The following is a 14,786-nucleotide window of genomic DNA, read 5'->3' on the forward strand; positions in this document are numbered from 1 at the left end:
GCCGCTACCTGAGTGTCCTCCGTGTCGGGCAGCGCACCGACGCCGTGGGTTCCCAGTGAAAGCACCTCAGTCACGCTGAACTCACGGCCGATGTGGCGGTAAGAACCGTGTCACCGGCCGCAAAGGGCGATTCACCGGCCGTCTTGTCACCCCGTGCCTGCGGATCCTCCAGTCCGCCTGTGAACACCCTGATGCTTCAGGGCATCCTCACCCCCGTCGCCCGGCGTGGTCTGACCCCGCTGTTCTGGTCCCATGTGCGCCCGTACAGGGAGGTGAACCGCGACATGGACACCCGCCTCAACCTCACCACGGCGGCTGTTCCGGGGCCCGGCCGCGGAGAGCGAGGCCGCCCGATCTGCTAACGGTCCGCAATCGGGTGGTCGGCGGCTTGCGCGGCCCATGAGGCGAGGATGCGCAGACGGTCGTGGCTGGGTGTACCGGGCTCGGCGGTCAGGGTGATGAGCTGCTGGTCGGGGTCGTCGGTGGAGGTGAGGAAGGACCAGTCGAGGGTGAGCGGGCCGACAACGGGATGGTTCAGCGTTTTCGTGCCCGATCCCTGAGTGGCGACGCGGTGGGCGCCCCACCAGTGCCGGAAGTCGGGGTCCTGAAGCGACAGCTCGCCCACCAGTTCGGCCAGTCGCGGATCTTTCGGATCGCGGGCGGCCTCCATGCGCAGCTGCGCCAGGGTCATCTGCGCTACCCACTCCCAGTCCGGGTACAGCGCTCTGATGGCCGGTTCGCAGAAGACCAGCCGTACGAAGTTGCGTTTCTTCTCCGGGATCCGCGCGAAGTCGGTGAACAGGGCGGCGGCCATGGCGTTCCAGGCGAGGATGTCCGTGCGGCGGCCCAGGACGACGGCCGGCGTGGTGAAGAGGTCCTCCAGGAGGCGCTGCAGCTGCGGCTGGACCTTCTGCGTGGTGCGCCGACGCGGCCGGGCGGCGTCCCGGCCGGACAGTTCGAACATGTAGGCACGCTCACTGTCATCAAGCCGGAGGACACGCGCGAGGGTGTCCAGCACTGGTTCGGAGGCCTGGCGGCGGCCCTGCTCCAGGCGCGTGTAGTAGTCGGGGCTGATCGACGCCAGCAAGGCCACCTCCTCGCGGCGCAGGCCCTTGACCCTGCGCCTGCCGGCCGAGTCGGGCAGCCCCACTTCGGCCGGGCTCAGCTCTGTGCGCCGAGCCTTCAGGAAGGCGCCCAGTTCGCTGTCGCGGGGGTTGCTGCTGCTCATGGGTACAAGTGTTACAGCCCGCCGGTCCAGTGACAGTGGGCCTGCCTTGTCCCAGGACCGCGGTGTCCGGGGACAAAAGAAGCCTCTTACTCGCCCGCGTTCCGCGTGTGAGTGTCGATGACGTGGCCGGCGGACGGACCGCCCCGAAGACGACGGCCCCGCCGGAGGTCCTGCCGGAGGAATCCGCGCCGTCGCGGTCACAGCACTTCCCCACCTGCACCAGGAGACACAGACCGTGAAGGCCAGCGTCACGTTCCCCAGTAACGATCTCGCCCTCGCCGGGATTCTCTTCACCCCCGACGACCACGTCGACGGTCGGCTGCCGGCCATCGTCATCTCCCACCCGGGAGGCGGCGTGAAGGAGCAGGGCCCGAGCATTTACGCCGAGCGCCTGGCCCGCGCCGGATTCGCTGCGCTCGTCTTCGACGCCGCCTACCAGGGCGAGAGCGAGGGCGAGCCGCGCGGCATGGAGAACCCCTTCCAGCGCGCCGAGGACATCAAGTCCGCCGTGACCTACCTGACCACACGTGACGACATCGACCCGGACCGTATCGGAGCCCTGGGCATCTGCGCCTCCGGCGGTTACGTCCCCTACGCCGCACAGACCGACCACCGCATCAAAGGCGTGGCCACGGTCAGCGCCGTGGACATGGGCTCGGTGATCCGTGAAGGACTGGGCCGCACCCAGGACCCGGCGATCCTCAAGGCCCTGCTCGACCAGGCCGGTGCGGCGCGCACCGCCGAGGCACGCGGCGCGGACCCGGAGCTGGTGGCATGGATTCCCGACAACGCCGAGGAGCTGCTGGAGACCGCTACCCGGCAGTTCCGCGAGACGTTCGAGTTCTACTGCACCCCGCGCGGTTACCACCCTCGTGCGGTCCAGGGATGGATGCTGCGCAGCGTCGACCAGCTCGCCCAGTACGACTCGTACGCGATGATCGAGCTGATCTCGCCCCGCCCCCTGCTGATGATCGCCGGTTCGGAGGCGGAGAGCGCCTACTTCAGCCGGGAAGCGATCGCGCAGGCGGCCCAGCCCAAGGAACTGGTCGTCATCGACGGTGCCACCCATATCGACCTGTACGACAAGGACGAATACGTCACCCCCGCCGTCGCCAAGCTCGCCGGGTTCTTCGGCAAGCACCTGGCGGGGTGACCACCCGCCACTCCGGACCCACGGGCAGCAGAGGCAACCATGGTGGTGCTCCCTCTGCTCGGCGGTGCCTGCCGGCCGGCGGCGACGGAACTCCGCCCGGACAGGACGCGCGGGACTGTCCGGGCGGAGGTGCGTCTGAGAGAGGTGGGGGGCTCAGCCGATCGGCGCGTAGAGCACGCCCAGCTTGTCGATCTCGTCCCCCGCCCGCCCCGTGAAGCCGACGATCTGCCAGCCGGAGGGGGCGGTGAAGGTCTTCGTGTCCGACGTCGCCGTACCGCTCGACAGCGTACGGCCCTTGTCCGTCGTGAAGGCCGCCGAGAAGATCCGCGTGCGTCCGTCCTTCTGGCCTTGCGTCAGCTTCGCCGAGGTGAGGTGTTCGCCGGCGGCGAGGGTCAGAGAGGTGCCCGTGCCGCCCGTGCCGCCGTGCGACAGGACCGTGCCGCCGTCGTGCGTGAGCGACACCGCGTCCAGGCGGGTGCCGCCGCGCAGCGTCAGGGTGCGCGGTGACACCGTGGCCGGAAGGTCGTCCGCGTCGTTGAACGCCGTGCCGTGCGGGCCGCCGAAGAAGTCGCTCGCCCGCAGGGACGAGTTGAGGGTGTAGGAGAAGTCGACCGTGTGCGGGAAGTGGTCGGAGAGGTTGCCGCCGGCGGAGTCCAGGAACGAGGACCACTCGTTGTTGTAGCGGGTCGCGTTCAGGGTGAGCAGCTTGCTGCCGCGGTAGAGGACCTTGTCGACGACCTCGCAGTCGTTCGTCGGCGCCGTCGTCGGGCAGACGAGCGCGTCACTGCCCTGGGCCGGGGGCGTGCCCCCCTTCACCAGCTTCACCCACGCGTCCGTCAGGCCGTTCTCGTTCACGAGCGTGCGGATGTTGTCGCCCGAGCGCGTGTACCGCGTGTTCGTGTCGCCCATGACGATCACCGCGTTGCCCGCCGAGTTCGCCTGGATGAAGTCCGAGAGCTGCTCGACGTTGGCGCGGCGGGCGGCGAGCGCGTCGTCGGTGTCGTCCGCGTTGGTGTGCACGTTGTAGAGGTCCACGAAGACGCCCTCGGCGAGACGCATTCGCGCCAGGGAGAAGCCCTTGGGCGTCAGGCAGTTGGTGCCGGTGCAGTTGTTCCACTTCACCCGCTCGAAGTCCTCGAAGGGATGGTCCGAGAGGGTGTTGAGGCCGTCGCCGAAGGGCACGCCACCGCTGGTGGCGGTGCGGTAGGGGTGGTTGTCGCCGGCGTACAGGGCAGCGTGGTAGTTGAAGTCCTCCTGCACATTGACGATGTCGTACGCCCCCAGGCGCGGGGAGATCAGCGGGGTGTTCGTCTCCGGGTGGCCGGAGCTCAGCCCCTCGGGGAGGCCGGCGACGTTGTACGTCAGGACGTTGAAGGACCCGGTGGTGGCGGCGGCCGCGGGTGCCGAGCCGCCGGCGGCGAGGCCGGTGACCGCCAGCGCACCGGCCACCAGGGCGCCGATGAGTCTTCTCATGGGGGGTGTCTCCTGAAGGAGAAGGAGGGAACGGAGGGAAAAGGTGAGCGACACTCAGCTTGACCCGAACAGTGTGACCCACGAGGTCAGTTGAGAGAACAGAGAAGAGAGAGGAAAGGAATTCGGTGATGGGCCGGGGCCCGGCTCCGGCACGGTGATCCCGTGCCGGCACGGACGGCCGACGGGTGGTTTATGGGGACGACAGATCGTCATCGGGGTGGTTACGATGCAGGAGATGAAGAACTTCTCCTCGTACGGATTGGGGGAATCGTTCGCGCAGGGTGAGTGCTGATGGCACATCACTTCGCGAACGAGTTTCCGGCCCACCTGTTGATGTGGCAGCGCGTGCGCGAGTACGCCGTGCCACCGTCCATGATCGAGACCGCGACCGCACGGCGTGCGGTCGGTGACTGGGCGGGGGCCTGCGCCGCCGCCCGGATCGACGTCGATCTCGATCTGCGCGCCGTGCGCCACCGCCACGGCACCGATCTCGTCGCCCGCCTCCGCGCGGATCTGCGCCGGCTGGCACCGGATCTGCTCCGCTGGCACATGCCCCGGATCGCCCCCGACGGCCGGCTCCGGCCCGGCCTCACCGTCTCTCTGGCCCGTTACCGCAGTTCTGGCGCCACGCGGTTGCAGTTGGTGGTGCGGACACCGCCGGCCTGGGCTGACGCCGGACAGCGGATGTCGCTGGCTCTGTGGGAAGGATCCGGGAAAGGGGCCGGGAAAGACGCTCCCTGGCACCATCCGCACCCGCATCCGCATCCGCATCCCGAACGGCGTTTCCGGCTCGACCTGCACCGGCATCTCTGGGACGTCGGGCGGAGCGGCGAGCTGGGACGGCGGTGCGGTGCGGGCGGGGCACCGTCCATGGCGCCGCCCGATCAGCCCCACGCACCCGGCGGGCCGGGCCTGCCGGGCCTGCCGGGCCTGCCGGGCCTGCCGGATCGGCAGGCGTGGACCGAGCTGCCCACCGTCCACGATTCCCCGTGGGCGGTGGCACGTTGGGCCGCCGAGGCCGAGTTGCTGTTGCGGGCCGAGGGGCGCCCTCGCGGGGCCTTCACCGTGCGGCTCGGTGCACGGAGCCGCGCCGTGCTCGAACTCGTCGCCCCCGACGACAGCCATGCCCCGACGTTCCGGCCGCTGCGGGAGGCGCTGCCGCCGCAGGAGGCCGCGGCGCTTCCGGTGCTACCGGAGGCGGCGGCCCGGGGGCTGCCGGATCTGGAACTGTTGAGGGCCGGACTGGTCGCGCCCGAGCGGCTGCATCCGCTCGTCGCCGCAGCACTGGCGGCGTCCGGCTCGGCACCGGTGGCCGACCCCGCCCCCGAGCCCGGCGATCCGCACCGGGTGGAGTGCCGGGGCGAGGTCCACCGGATCGCGCTGCGGGACGGGGTGCTGACCGCGATCGATCACGACCAGGGCCAACTGCGCCGGGAGGAGCTGCTGGTGGCGCTCGGCGGGCCCGCGCTGCCCTGCCTGCGGGCGATCGACGCGGTGCACCGCGATCCGGAGGCACTGCCCGCGGTCCGGGAGCGACTGCGCCACGGCGACGTCGCCGGGGCGCTGGCTGTGGTCGAGGGGCTGCTCGGTCCCGGTGCGATCCTGCGCGACGGGCCGCTCCGTGAGGAACTGGAGTCGGCCGCGGCTCGCCGTATCGACCACGGGCTCTTCCGCTCGGGGCTGGTCGCCGTGCACCCCGGTGCCGGTGCGGCCAGGGGCCCGAACGACCCGGGCGGGGGGCACGCGGAGGCGGGTCACCGTCCCCGGCTCGACCGCCGTACGCCTCTCGCGGTGCGCCACAAGCGGAGCAGCCCGGCCCGGCCCCGCACCGGCCTGGCCCGCTGACCGGCTGCTTCACCGACGTCACCGACGTCACCGACGTCACCGATATTGCTGAAGGTGCCGAAGGTGCCGAAGTCCCTTCTCCGTGCCGCGCGTTCCGCGCCGCACGCCTCCACGACATCCCGGACGGGCCGTCCCGTTCCCATCCCACCCCAGGTGATGCCCATGACCTCCAACACCCTCCTGTCCGCCCCGGCCCTGGCCGCCGACATGCCCGAACCCACGCCGGGCGACGCATCCACCACCGGCACCCGGCTGGCCGTCGCCGACGACCTCCTGTCCCTCCTGCGGACGACCACGACGGAGCCCCGCCCCGACGAGCAGCTCGAAGCGCTCACCCTGGCCGTCGCGGCCGACCTGCCCGTGCTGCTGTGGGGCGAGCCGGGCATCGGCAAGACCGCGGCCCTGACGCAGCTCGCCACCTCTCTCGACCTGCCGCTGACCACCGTGATCGCCAGCGTTCACGAGCCGTCCGACTTCTCCGGTCTGCCCATCGTGGGCGACGATCCGGCGGTGCAGGGGGTGCCGATGGCGCCGCCGCGTTGGGCCGTGGAGCTCGTGCGGGCCGGGCGGGGGCTGCTCTTCCTGGACGAGCTCTCCACCGCCACCCCGGCCGTTCAGGCCGCACTGCTCCGGGTCGTCCTGGAGCGGAGGGTCGGTGCGCTGCGACTGCCGCCGGGGGTGCGGATCGTCGCCGCCGCCAATCCGCGCGCGTCGGCGGCGGACGGGTGGGAGCTGAGCCCGCCGCTGGCCAACCGGTTCGTGCATCTGCACTGGGCGCACGACCGGGAGGTGGTGGTGCGCGGGCTGGGCGGGGTCTGGCCCCGGGCGGAACTGCCCCGGCTGGTGCCGGAGCGGCTGCCGGAGGCGGTGGCCTTGGCCCGGCGCGCGGTCTGCGGCTTCCTGAAGGCCCGGCCGACGCTGATCCACCGGCTGCCGAACTCCGAGACGCGGCGCGGCGGTGCCTGGCCCTCGCCCCGGAGCTGGGAGGCCGCGCTGACCCTGCTGGCCTTCGGTACGGCGGCCTCCGTCTCGCGGGAGGTGCTGGCGCTGCTGGTGCGGGGCGCGGTGGGGGACGGGCCGGGGCTCGAACTCCTCGCCCATCTGGACCGGATGGACCTGCCGGACCCCGAGTCGCTGCTGGCCGATCCGGCCTCCGCCGAGTTGCCCGTGCGGGGCGATCTGCGTCAGGCGGCGCTGGAGGGAGTGGTGGCCGCTGTCGGGGCACGGCCGGAGCGCGAGCGGTGGGATGCGGGCTGGGCGGTGCTGGTCCGGGCGCTGGAGACCGGAGCTCCCGACCTGCTGGTCGCCCCGGCGACGGCGCTGGCCGCCCTGCGGCGCGACGACTGGGAGGTGCCGGAGGCGGTGGAGCGGCTGGCCGGGATCGTCGGTCTCGCCCGACGGGCGGACCGGTCGGTGGGGCGCGCCGCGGCGGCGGCCGCCTCCGGGCGGGCGACGGGGGCGGGCCGATGACGAGGGCCTCCGGGCGGGCGACGGGGGCGGGCGGGCCGATGACGGGGGCCGCGAAGCGCCCGGAGCCGCGCTCGGGGCCGCGCCCACTGCCGCGCCCGATGTCCCGGCCCGCGCCGCCGCGCCCCGTGCGGGCCACCGTGCCGGGCCCGCCGGTCGGCTCCGGCGGGCCGCTCGACCGGCCCGGACTCCCGCTGGACATGGAGAAGTTGCTGGCAGCCCGGCTGCACGCGGTGAAGGTCCGTCCCTATCTGGCCGACGCGCTCTTCGCGCTGCACGTGGTGGAGGACCGGTCTGTGCCCACGATGGCGGTGGACGCGCACTGGCGCTGCTACGTCTCACCCGGCTTCGTGGTGCGCACCCCGGTGGAGGAGCTGGCGGGGGTCTGGGTGCACGAGGTCTCCCATCTGCTCCGGGACCACCACGGGCGGGGCGAACGGTATGCGCGGGAGCACGGGGAGCACGGCGAGCACGGGCCGCGCGAGCGAAGCGAGGTGGGGGTCCCCCCGGCCGAAGGCTGGGGGAGAAGCGAGGTGGGGGTCCCCCCGGCCGAAGGCTGGGGGAGGCTGCGGCGGAACATCGCCGCCGACTTCGAGATCAACGACGACATCTACGGCGACGGTCTGCCCCTGCCCGCCGGGGCGGTGCTGCCCTCGCTGTTGCGGCTGCCCACCGGGCTGCTGATGGAGGAGTACCTGCGGACCGCGTCGATGTCCGGGCTCACCGCGGACCTGGCCTGGCTGGACTGCGGCAGCGGCGCCGACGGGCAGGACCGGCCGTGGGAGCTGGGGCCCGACGGGGCACACGGGCTGAGCAGGCAGCAGCGGGACGCGGTCCGCTTCCGGGTGGCGGAGGGGATCAAGGGACGGCCGGGCGACGCGCCGGAGGGATGGCGCCGGTGGGCGGACGAGGCGTTCCATCCGCCGCAGCCGTGGCGGCAGTTGCTGGGGGCGGCGGTCCGCTCGGCGGTGGGCGCGCCGGGGACGGGCGAGAACCACAGCTACCGGCGACCGTCCCGGCGCTCGGCCGCTGTCCCCGGGGTGCTCCTGCCGAGTCTGCGCCGTACACCGCCCAGGGTCTGTGTCGTGATCGACACTTCCGGCTCGGTGAGCGATGCCGAGCTGGGCAGCGCGCTGCTGGAGGTGGCGGCGATCTCCCGCTCGGTGGGCGGGCGGCGCGACCTGGTCACGGTGATCTCCTGCGACGCCGCGGCCGGGGTCGCCGTCCCGCTCTGCCGCGCGGAGAACATCGAGCTGGTCGGCGGCGGGGGGACGGATCTGCGCTCCGGTTTCGCCCGGGCGCTCCGCTCCCGGCCACGCCCGGACGTGATCGTCGCCCTGACGGACGGTCAGACGCCGTGGCCCTCCGCACAGCCGCCCTGCCGCACCGTCGTCGGTCTCTTCCCCCGGCCCGCCCGCGCCATGGATGAGAAGAACCCCGACTACGTCCCGGACACCCCGCCGCCCTGGGCACGTGTCGTCGCCATCGGCTGAGGAAGCGCGGTGGCGCGGAATAGCCATCAGTGATGATCAGCTCGCGGCCGTCATCGCTGAACGCCCGATTTGTGAGGTCGATCGGCGCGGGGTCCGGGCCCGCTCCGCCGGGGTGCGGGCGCACGGAGATCCGGCACCATGACAGTGCGCAAGGCAGCGGCCAACGCAAGCGTGAGTCGGGGGCGCGCCGGGAGGTCTCCGTCCTCGGCCCGGCGGTTCTGTGGGGTGTTCAGCTCCTCGGCGGCGGACGCCGGCCGCTGCGGGCGGACACCTCCCGGCACGCCCCCTCACGTCCGTACGCGTCTGCCGCGTACGTCGTGGTGCCGGGTGCGCCCATGCTCTTCCAGGGGCGCGGGGCCGTGTTGGATGTGCGGCTCCGCCGCGTGGGCGCGACCAGCCACGACGAACCCGCGGCCGCCCACCGACAGGTACCCGGCAGACGAGTCCGACGACCGGCCACCCCCGGAGGGAACCGTCACCCATTCACCCCCGTGTAGTGCGACAGGCTCCACCGCCACAGCAGCCGCGTCCCCAGGTAGGCCAGCACGCCCAGCAGCGGTGAGAGCGCCGCCAGCCAGTACGGGACACCGGTGTCGTGGCCATGGCCGGTGAGGACGGCGGCCGGGAAGTACGCGACGAACGCGAGCGGAAGCCCGTACGTCAGGAAGCCGCCCACCGCCTTGGGCAGGACGTTCAGTGGATAGCTGCCGAACGTGCCGAGCAACTCCTCCAGCCATCGGCCCCAGTAGTCGGCGGCCGGGAAGCGCAGGGCGGCGCAGGCCACCACCGCGAACAGGGCCGCCTCCAGCAGCATGCCGCCGATGACCGCGGCGACCAGGTACGAGATCCGGCCCGCCGTCCAGTCCAGGTCGCTGCGGCTGAGCGCGCCCACCATGAGCCCCACCGCGACCGTCAGGTCACCGATCGCGTTGGTGGGGAAGTAGGAGAGCTGGACCTGCCGGTACACCGGCATGGGGCGTACCAGGTAGGTGTCGATCTTCCCTTCCTGGATCTGCCTGCCGACGTAGTGCATCCGCCCGAGCACCAGCACGAACAACCCGTGCGCGAGCATCCGCGTCGCCGGGATCAGCAACACGTCCGAACTGTCCCAGCCGCCCATCCCGGTGAACCGGGACAGCAGCACCGTCGCGAACACGATCACCGACACCTGCCAGATCGCGCCGATCGCGATCATCAGCAGGAACTCGGTGCGGTACTCCAGCTGGGCACGGAAGTTGAGCACCGTGATGCGCCATGCGATCCGGACGCCGTTCACAGGCCTCAGCCTCCTTGGGAGATGACACGGCGGGCGGCCCGCCGCCACAGGAAACGGGTGAACAGGAAGAGCAGCACGACCCAGGCGGCCTGGATCGCCAGCTGCTGGGGTGCGTCCGACAGCGGGATGCGCCCGATGTAGAGCGACAGCGGCACGCTCAGCGTGGCCTGGAAGGGCAGGAACCCGCTCATGGTGATGAACCAGTCCGGGAAGAACCACAGGGGCGCGTACACCCCGGACAGCAGGTTCTGCGCGAAGATCAGGATGAGCATGGCGGCGTTGTTGCGCACCGTCCAGAAGCACAGCTGGTCCAGGACGAGCATCACGAAGTACAGGACCAGCTGGCCGAGCACCAGACTGAGCGCGAACACCCCCGCCACCGCGACCGACCTGGGCGGCTCCACCACCCCCACCGCCAGACAGACTACGTATCCGGCCAGGGCCCACGCGAGCCCGTACAGCTGCTCTCCTACGGCACGCAGGGCGTGGTAGCGCTGCGGCGGCAGCGGCCGCAGGTACCAGTAGACGATCGTGCCGAAGTGCATGTGCTGCAGCACGGTGTCCCGGTTCGCGTACTGGTCCAACTCCCGCAGGCGCGAGGCGAGTACGGCCAGGACCGCGTACGTGACCGCCTGGTCCTCGGAGAGTCCGGCGGTGGTCCCGGTGTGCGAGTACAGGCCGTGCCACAGCGACGCCACCAGCACCACCTGCACCGCCAGCCGGAGCAGGACGGCGGTCATCCGGGGTGGGGTGTGCAGTTCGCCCAGCGGGGTGACGCGGGCGGTGCGCCACGCGTGCAGAACGGCCATCTCAGGCCCCTTCCGCGACCGGTTCCGGGACCGGTTCCGCGACGGGGCCGGCCTGGGCGTAGGCGGCCCGCATGACGTCCTCGAGGTCCGCCTCGTCGATGGCGATACCCGTCACCTCGTACCTCTCGATGACCGCCTTCAGCGCCTGGTGCACGGTCGGGGCGTCGGGCCCGTCGGGGCCGAACACGACCTGCGGCCCGTCCTGCCGCAGCACCGCGATGCCCGGCAGCGGCAAGACACCGGCGTGCGCGTCGGCGAGCGTCGCCCGCACCTGCCAGGTCGAGCCGAACTTGCGGCGGATCTCGTCGAGGGGGCCGTCCAGGACGAGCCGCCCGTGGTTGATGAGGACGACCCGTTCGGCGAGCCGCTCGACCTCCGTCATGTCGTGCGTGGTGAGCAGCACGGTCCGGCCGCGCTCGCTCACCTGGTACCGCAGGAACTCGCGCACCTGCTCCTTGACCACCACGTCCATGCCGATGGTCGGCTCGTCGAGGAACACCACGGGCGGGTCGTGCAGCAGCGCGGCGGCCAGATCGCTGCGTACGCGCTGGCCCAGGGAGAGGTGCCGCACCCGTGTGTCCCAGAAGGACGACAGGTCGAGCAGCTCGTCGAACTCCTTCAGACGTGCCGCGTGCTCGGCCTTCGGCACCTCGTAGATGTCGCGCAGGATCGAGAACGACTCGCGCACCGGCAGGTCCCACCACAGCTGGGTACGCTGCCCGAACACGGCCCCGATGTTGCGGGCGTTGCGCTCGCGCTCCTCGTACGGCACCACGCCCGCGACCCGGGCCTCGCCGGACGTGGGGGTGAGGATGCCGGTGAGCACCTTGATGGTGGTGGACTTGCCCGCGCCGTTCGGTCCGAGCAGGGCCAGGAGTTCGCCGGGCGCGACGTCGAAACTGATGTCGCGGACCGCGTGCTTGGCCACCCGCTCCGGGTTGACCAGGGATCTGACGGCGCCCAGGAACCCGGGGCGGCGGACGGTGGTGTGGAAGGTCCGGGACAGACCTCGGACCTCGATGCTTCCGGACACGCGACGAACCTCCTGGACACGTGAATCGCGGCCGACCGGCGGGAGCCGGTCGGCCGCGGAGGATCGGATTCAGCCTTGCGGAATGTCGATCAGTCGGTCAAACGATTAATCCGTCCCTTGGCCCGTCCCTTGATCCGTGCCTGAGAAGACGAAGGAGAACTCCGCCGGCCCGGCCGTGAGGAAGTACTGCGGCAGCGGGCCCGGACCGCACGACTGCGAGCCGATGCCCTGCTGGCCGTGGTCGAGGTTCACCCACACCGTGTCACCGGACCGGAGGTCCGTCAGGTGCTGGGCGGCGTCGAGCTGCTCGCTGGTCCAGCGCCGGGCGCTGAACCAGAACTCCGGGTCGCCCTCGATCCGCAGACCGCCGAGCTCCGCCCAGCGGACGTCCGCGCGGGCACCGTTCTCCTGCGGGCGCACGTACGGCGTCTGCAGCTCGTCCACGGAGGAGTTCCAACGGCCCAGCGCCGACGCCGCCCTCGTGTCGGGGTACGCCTCCCCGGGACCGCCGCCGAACCACTCCACCCGGTCCGCCTCCGCGAGCCCGAAGCGGATGCCGAGCCTCGGCAGCGGCACCTTCCAGTCACCCTCGGGCGCCACGGACACCGTCAGCTTCAGCCGTGTCCCGTCGGACGTCCAGCGGTACACCGTGCGCAGGCCCACCTCCCAGGCGGCGGGCGCCACCCGGGTCCGTACGGTCAGCGCGTCGTCGCCGAGCTCGACCGCGTCCAGCCGGTGCTGCATGCGGTGCAGGCCGTACTTGCGCCACAGCACACCCCAGCGCGTGTCGTCCTGCCAGGACGCGCCCTCGTCGTTGTCCGTCGTCGCCCGCCACACGTCCAGGCGCAGCCCGGTCACGTCGACCCCGCCGACGGACGTCAGCGCGCCCGTGCGGGCGTCGAAGACGGCCGGGCCGAGCGTGATCAGCCGCTCGCCGGGCACGGGAGCCGTGGAGGCGGCGACCGGCGCAGGCCGGCGTCCGGTGACCGGGAGCTGGGCCCAGGCCACCACGTGGCCCTTCGGCCCCCACGCCGTGTCGTCCGCCAGCAGCGCCCGTACCGTCCACTGCGCCTCGCCGCTCCCGCCGTTCGCCGGCGGCTGCGGCAGCTTCGCCTCCGCCGACTCGCCCGGCGTGAGCGCGGGCACGGACAGCGAGCCCGCCTCGACCGTCTCACCGTCGATCTGGTAGGCCCACTCGAAGGCCAGCGAGGACAGGTCGGCGAAGTCGTACGCGTTCGTGATCCGTACGGTGCCGTCGGCGGCGTCGCCCTCGATGCGGACCGGCTCGATCACCTTCTTGTACTCGACGAGGCCGGGAGAGGGCGTCCGGTCCGGGAAGATCAGGCCGTCACAGACGAAGTTGCCGTCGTGCAGCTCCTCGCCGAAGTCGCCGCCGTACGCGTAGCCCAGCTCGGGGTGCTTGATCCCGTGGTCGATCCACTCCCAGATGAAGCCGCCCTGGAGCCGCTCGTACCGCTCGAAGATCCGCTGGTAGTCGGCGATCCCGCCCGGCCCGTTGCCCATCGCGTGCCCGTACTCGCACTGGATGAAGGGCAGTTCGCGCCTCTTCCGCGTGCCTCCGTCCAGGCCCTGGCCGATGCGCTCGACCTCGGCGTGGTCGGCGTACATCCGCGAGTAGACATCCGTGTCACGGCAGTTCCAGTCGCCCTCGTAGTGCACGAGCCGCGAGCCGTCCCGGCCGTGGATCCACTCCGCCATGGCCGTCAGACCGCGCCCGGTGCCGGCCTCGTTGCCGAGGGACCACATGACGACCGACGGGTGGTTCTTGTCGCGCTCGACCATGCGGGCCGCGCGGTCCAGCAGGGCCGGGGTCCAGCGGTCGTCGTCGACGGGGTTGTCGCGCCAGGCCTGCTCGGTGAAGCCGTGGGTCTCCAGGTCGCACTCGTCTATGACCCACAGCCCGTACTCGTCGCACAGGTCGAGGAAGGCCGGGTGAGGCGGGTAGTGCGAGGTCCGAACGGCGTTGAGGTTGTGCCGCTTCATCAGCAGCACGTCCTCACGCATGGTCTCCAGGTCCAGCGTGCGCCCCTTCTCGGGGTGCCACTCGTGCCGGTTGACGCCCTTGAAGAGGATCGCCCTGCCGTTGACCTTGATCAGCCCGTCCTCGAGGACGACGGTCCTGAAACCGATCCGCAGCGGCACCCGCTCGCCCTCGGTGACCAGCACACCGTCGTACAGGCGCGGGGTCTCCGCGCTCCACGGCTCGACCGGTACGGTCACCGGCTCGCCCGTCGAGACATCGATGTCGAGTGCGGGCACGGAGACGCGGCCGTCGACGTCGGAGTCGACGCGCAGGGTCCCCTCACCGGTGACGTGGTCGTACGAGGCGTGCACGAAGAAGTCGAGGACGCTGCCCGCCGGACGGTGCAGCAGCGTCACGTCACGGAAGATGCCCGGCAGCCACCACTGGTCCTGGTCCTCCAGGTACGAACCCGCCGACCACTGGTGGACCCGGACGGCGAGGACGTTCCCGGTGGGCTTGAGCAGATGGCCGACCGCGAACTCGTGCGCCAGCCGCGAGCCCTTGAACTCACCGATGTCCGTGCCGTTGAGCCACACCCGGGCGCAGGACTCCACCCCGTCGAAGCGGATCACGGCGCCGCCGTCCGCAGGCCATGCGGCAGGCAGGTCGAACACCCGCAGATGGTCACCGGTCGGGTTCGCGGTCGGCACCCGCGGCGGGTCCACCGGGAACGGGTACAGGTGGTTGGTGTAGATCGGCGCCCCGAACGCACCGTCGCCCTGCAGGACCCAGTGGCCGGGGACCGCCACCTCCGCCCAGCCCCCGGCGTCGTACCCCTCCGCGGCGAAGGAGTCGTCCTCGGCGTCGGCGGTCGGTGACAGACGAAAACGCCAGTCGCCGTTCAGCGACAGGGACGTGGCGTCGGAGGACGCGTACCAGGCGCGCGGTGGCAGGGCCCCGCTGCCCGGCGAGACGTCCTCGACGTAGTCGGTGGAGGTGGTGCGGAATGACATCGGACTCCTAGA

At 71.8% G+C, this 14,786-nt stretch carries 11 protein-coding genes; 5 read left to right on the forward strand and 6 right to left on the reverse strand.

The features are described 5' to 3' along the window. Positions 1-179 precede the first annotated feature (179 nt). Positions 180-362 carry a hypothetical protein gene (locus AB0959_RS49945; protein WP_366833654.1) on the forward strand — a complete coding sequence of 61 codons (183 nt, stop codon included), beginning with the start codon at positions 180-182 and terminating at the stop codon, positions 360-362. On the opposite strand, the gene AB0959_RS49950 is transcribed toward AB0959_RS49945, so the two are convergent. After that, a complete protein-coding gene (locus AB0959_RS49950; protein WP_366833655.1) occupies positions 359-1,228 on the reverse strand; it encodes a helix-turn-helix domain-containing protein in 870 nt (289 codons plus the stop codon). The two genes, AB0959_RS49945 and AB0959_RS49950, sit on opposite strands and share 4 nt — an antisense overlap. A gap of 235 nt (positions 1,229-1,463) precedes the next feature. Here AB0959_RS49950 and AB0959_RS49955 point away from each other — a divergent pair, with 235 nt between their 5' ends. Continuing rightward, positions 1,464-2,381, forward strand: a complete 918-nt coding sequence (locus AB0959_RS49955; RefSeq protein ID WP_366833657.1) for an alpha/beta hydrolase — start codon at positions 1,464-1,466, stop codon at positions 2,379-2,381. Positions 2,382-2,534: 153 nt separating this feature from the next. Here the strand turns inward: AB0959_RS49955 and AB0959_RS49960 are convergent, their stop codons facing one another. Continuing rightward, a complete protein-coding gene (locus tag AB0959_RS49960) occupies positions 2,535-3,854 on the reverse strand; it encodes a jacalin-like lectin (protein WP_366833658.1) in 1,320 nt (439 codons plus the stop codon). 291 nt (positions 3,855-4,145) lie between these two features. On the opposite strand from AB0959_RS49960, the gene AB0959_RS49965 reads away from it, so the two are divergent. The 3 genes from AB0959_RS49965 to AB0959_RS49975 all read left to right on the forward strand — a co-directional run bounded on the left by AB0959_RS49965 (position 4,146) and on the right by AB0959_RS49975 (position 8,659). After that, positions 4,146-5,699 (forward strand): hypothetical protein, encoded by a 1,554-nt coding sequence (locus tag AB0959_RS49965; protein WP_366833659.1) that lies wholly within the window; start codon positions 4,146-4,148, stop codon positions 5,697-5,699. A 207-nt stretch (positions 5,700-5,906) separates the two neighbouring features. After that, positions 5,907-7,169, forward strand: a complete 1,263-nt coding sequence (locus tag AB0959_RS49970; protein ID WP_366833674.1) for a MoxR family ATPase — start codon at positions 5,907-5,909, stop codon at positions 7,167-7,169. 197 nt (positions 7,170-7,366) lie between these two features. Then, the gene (locus tag AB0959_RS49975; RefSeq protein ID WP_366833675.1) at positions 7,367-8,659 is read left to right on the forward strand and encodes a VWA-like domain-containing protein; all 1,293 of its coding nucleotides are present in this window, start codon (positions 7,367-7,369) and stop codon (positions 8,657-8,659) included. A gap of 475 nt (positions 8,660-9,134) precedes the next feature. Here the strand turns inward: AB0959_RS49975 and AB0959_RS49980 are convergent, their stop codons facing one another. The 4 genes from AB0959_RS49980 to AB0959_RS49995 form a co-directional block, all read right to left on the reverse strand. Then, positions 9,135-9,935, reverse strand: coding sequence for an ABC-2 family transporter protein (locus tag AB0959_RS49980; protein ID WP_366833660.1), 801 nt, complete (start codon positions 9,933-9,935; stop codon positions 9,135-9,137). 5 nt (positions 9,936-9,940) lie between these two features. Beyond that, positions 9,941-10,744 (reverse strand): ABC-2 family transporter protein, encoded by an 804-nt coding sequence (locus AB0959_RS49985; RefSeq protein WP_366833661.1) that lies wholly within the window; start codon positions 10,742-10,744, stop codon positions 9,941-9,943. Position 10,745: 1 nt separating this feature from the next. Continuing rightward, entirely contained in the window at positions 10,746-11,777 is a 1,032-nt protein-coding gene (locus AB0959_RS49990; protein ID WP_366833662.1) for an ATP-binding cassette domain-containing protein, read from the reverse strand. 105 nt (positions 11,778-11,882) lie between these two features. Further along, positions 11,883-14,774 carry a glycoside hydrolase family 2 TIM barrel-domain containing protein gene (locus AB0959_RS49995; RefSeq protein ID WP_366833663.1) on the reverse strand — a complete coding sequence of 964 codons (2,892 nt, stop codon included), beginning with the start codon at positions 14,772-14,774 and terminating at the stop codon, positions 11,883-11,885. Positions 14,775-14,786: the final 12 nt, after the last annotated feature.

This window comes from Streptomyces sp. NPDC046862, from assembly GCF_040704615.1.
Lineage (GTDB): Bacteria > Actinomycetota > Actinomycetes > Streptomycetales > Streptomycetaceae > Streptomyces.

Coding starts and splice junctions, on each gene's coding strand:
- AB0959_RS49985 (WP_366833661.1), bottom strand. CDS start 10,744: ATGGCCGTTCTGCACGCGTGGCGCACCGCCCGCGTCACCCCGCTGGGC.
- AB0959_RS49950 (WP_366833655.1), bottom strand. CDS start 1,228: ATGAGCAGCAGCAACCCCCGCGACAGCGAACTGGGCGCCTTCCTGAAG.
- AB0959_RS49995 (WP_366833663.1), bottom strand. CDS start 14,774: ATGTCATTCCGCACCACCTCCACCGACTACGTCGAGGACGTCTCGCCG.
- AB0959_RS49970 (WP_366833674.1), top strand. CDS start 5,907: ATGCCCGAACCCACGCCGGGCGACGCATCCACCACCGGCACCCGGCTG.
- AB0959_RS49965 (WP_366833659.1), top strand. CDS start 4,146: ATGGCACATCACTTCGCGAACGAGTTTCCGGCCCACCTGTTGATGTGG.
- AB0959_RS49975 (WP_366833675.1), top strand. CDS start 7,367: ATGGAGAAGTTGCTGGCAGCCCGGCTGCACGCGGTGAAGGTCCGTCCC.
- AB0959_RS49960 (WP_366833658.1), bottom strand. CDS start 3,854: ATGAGAAGACTCATCGGCGCCCTGGTGGCCGGTGCGCTGGCGGTCACC.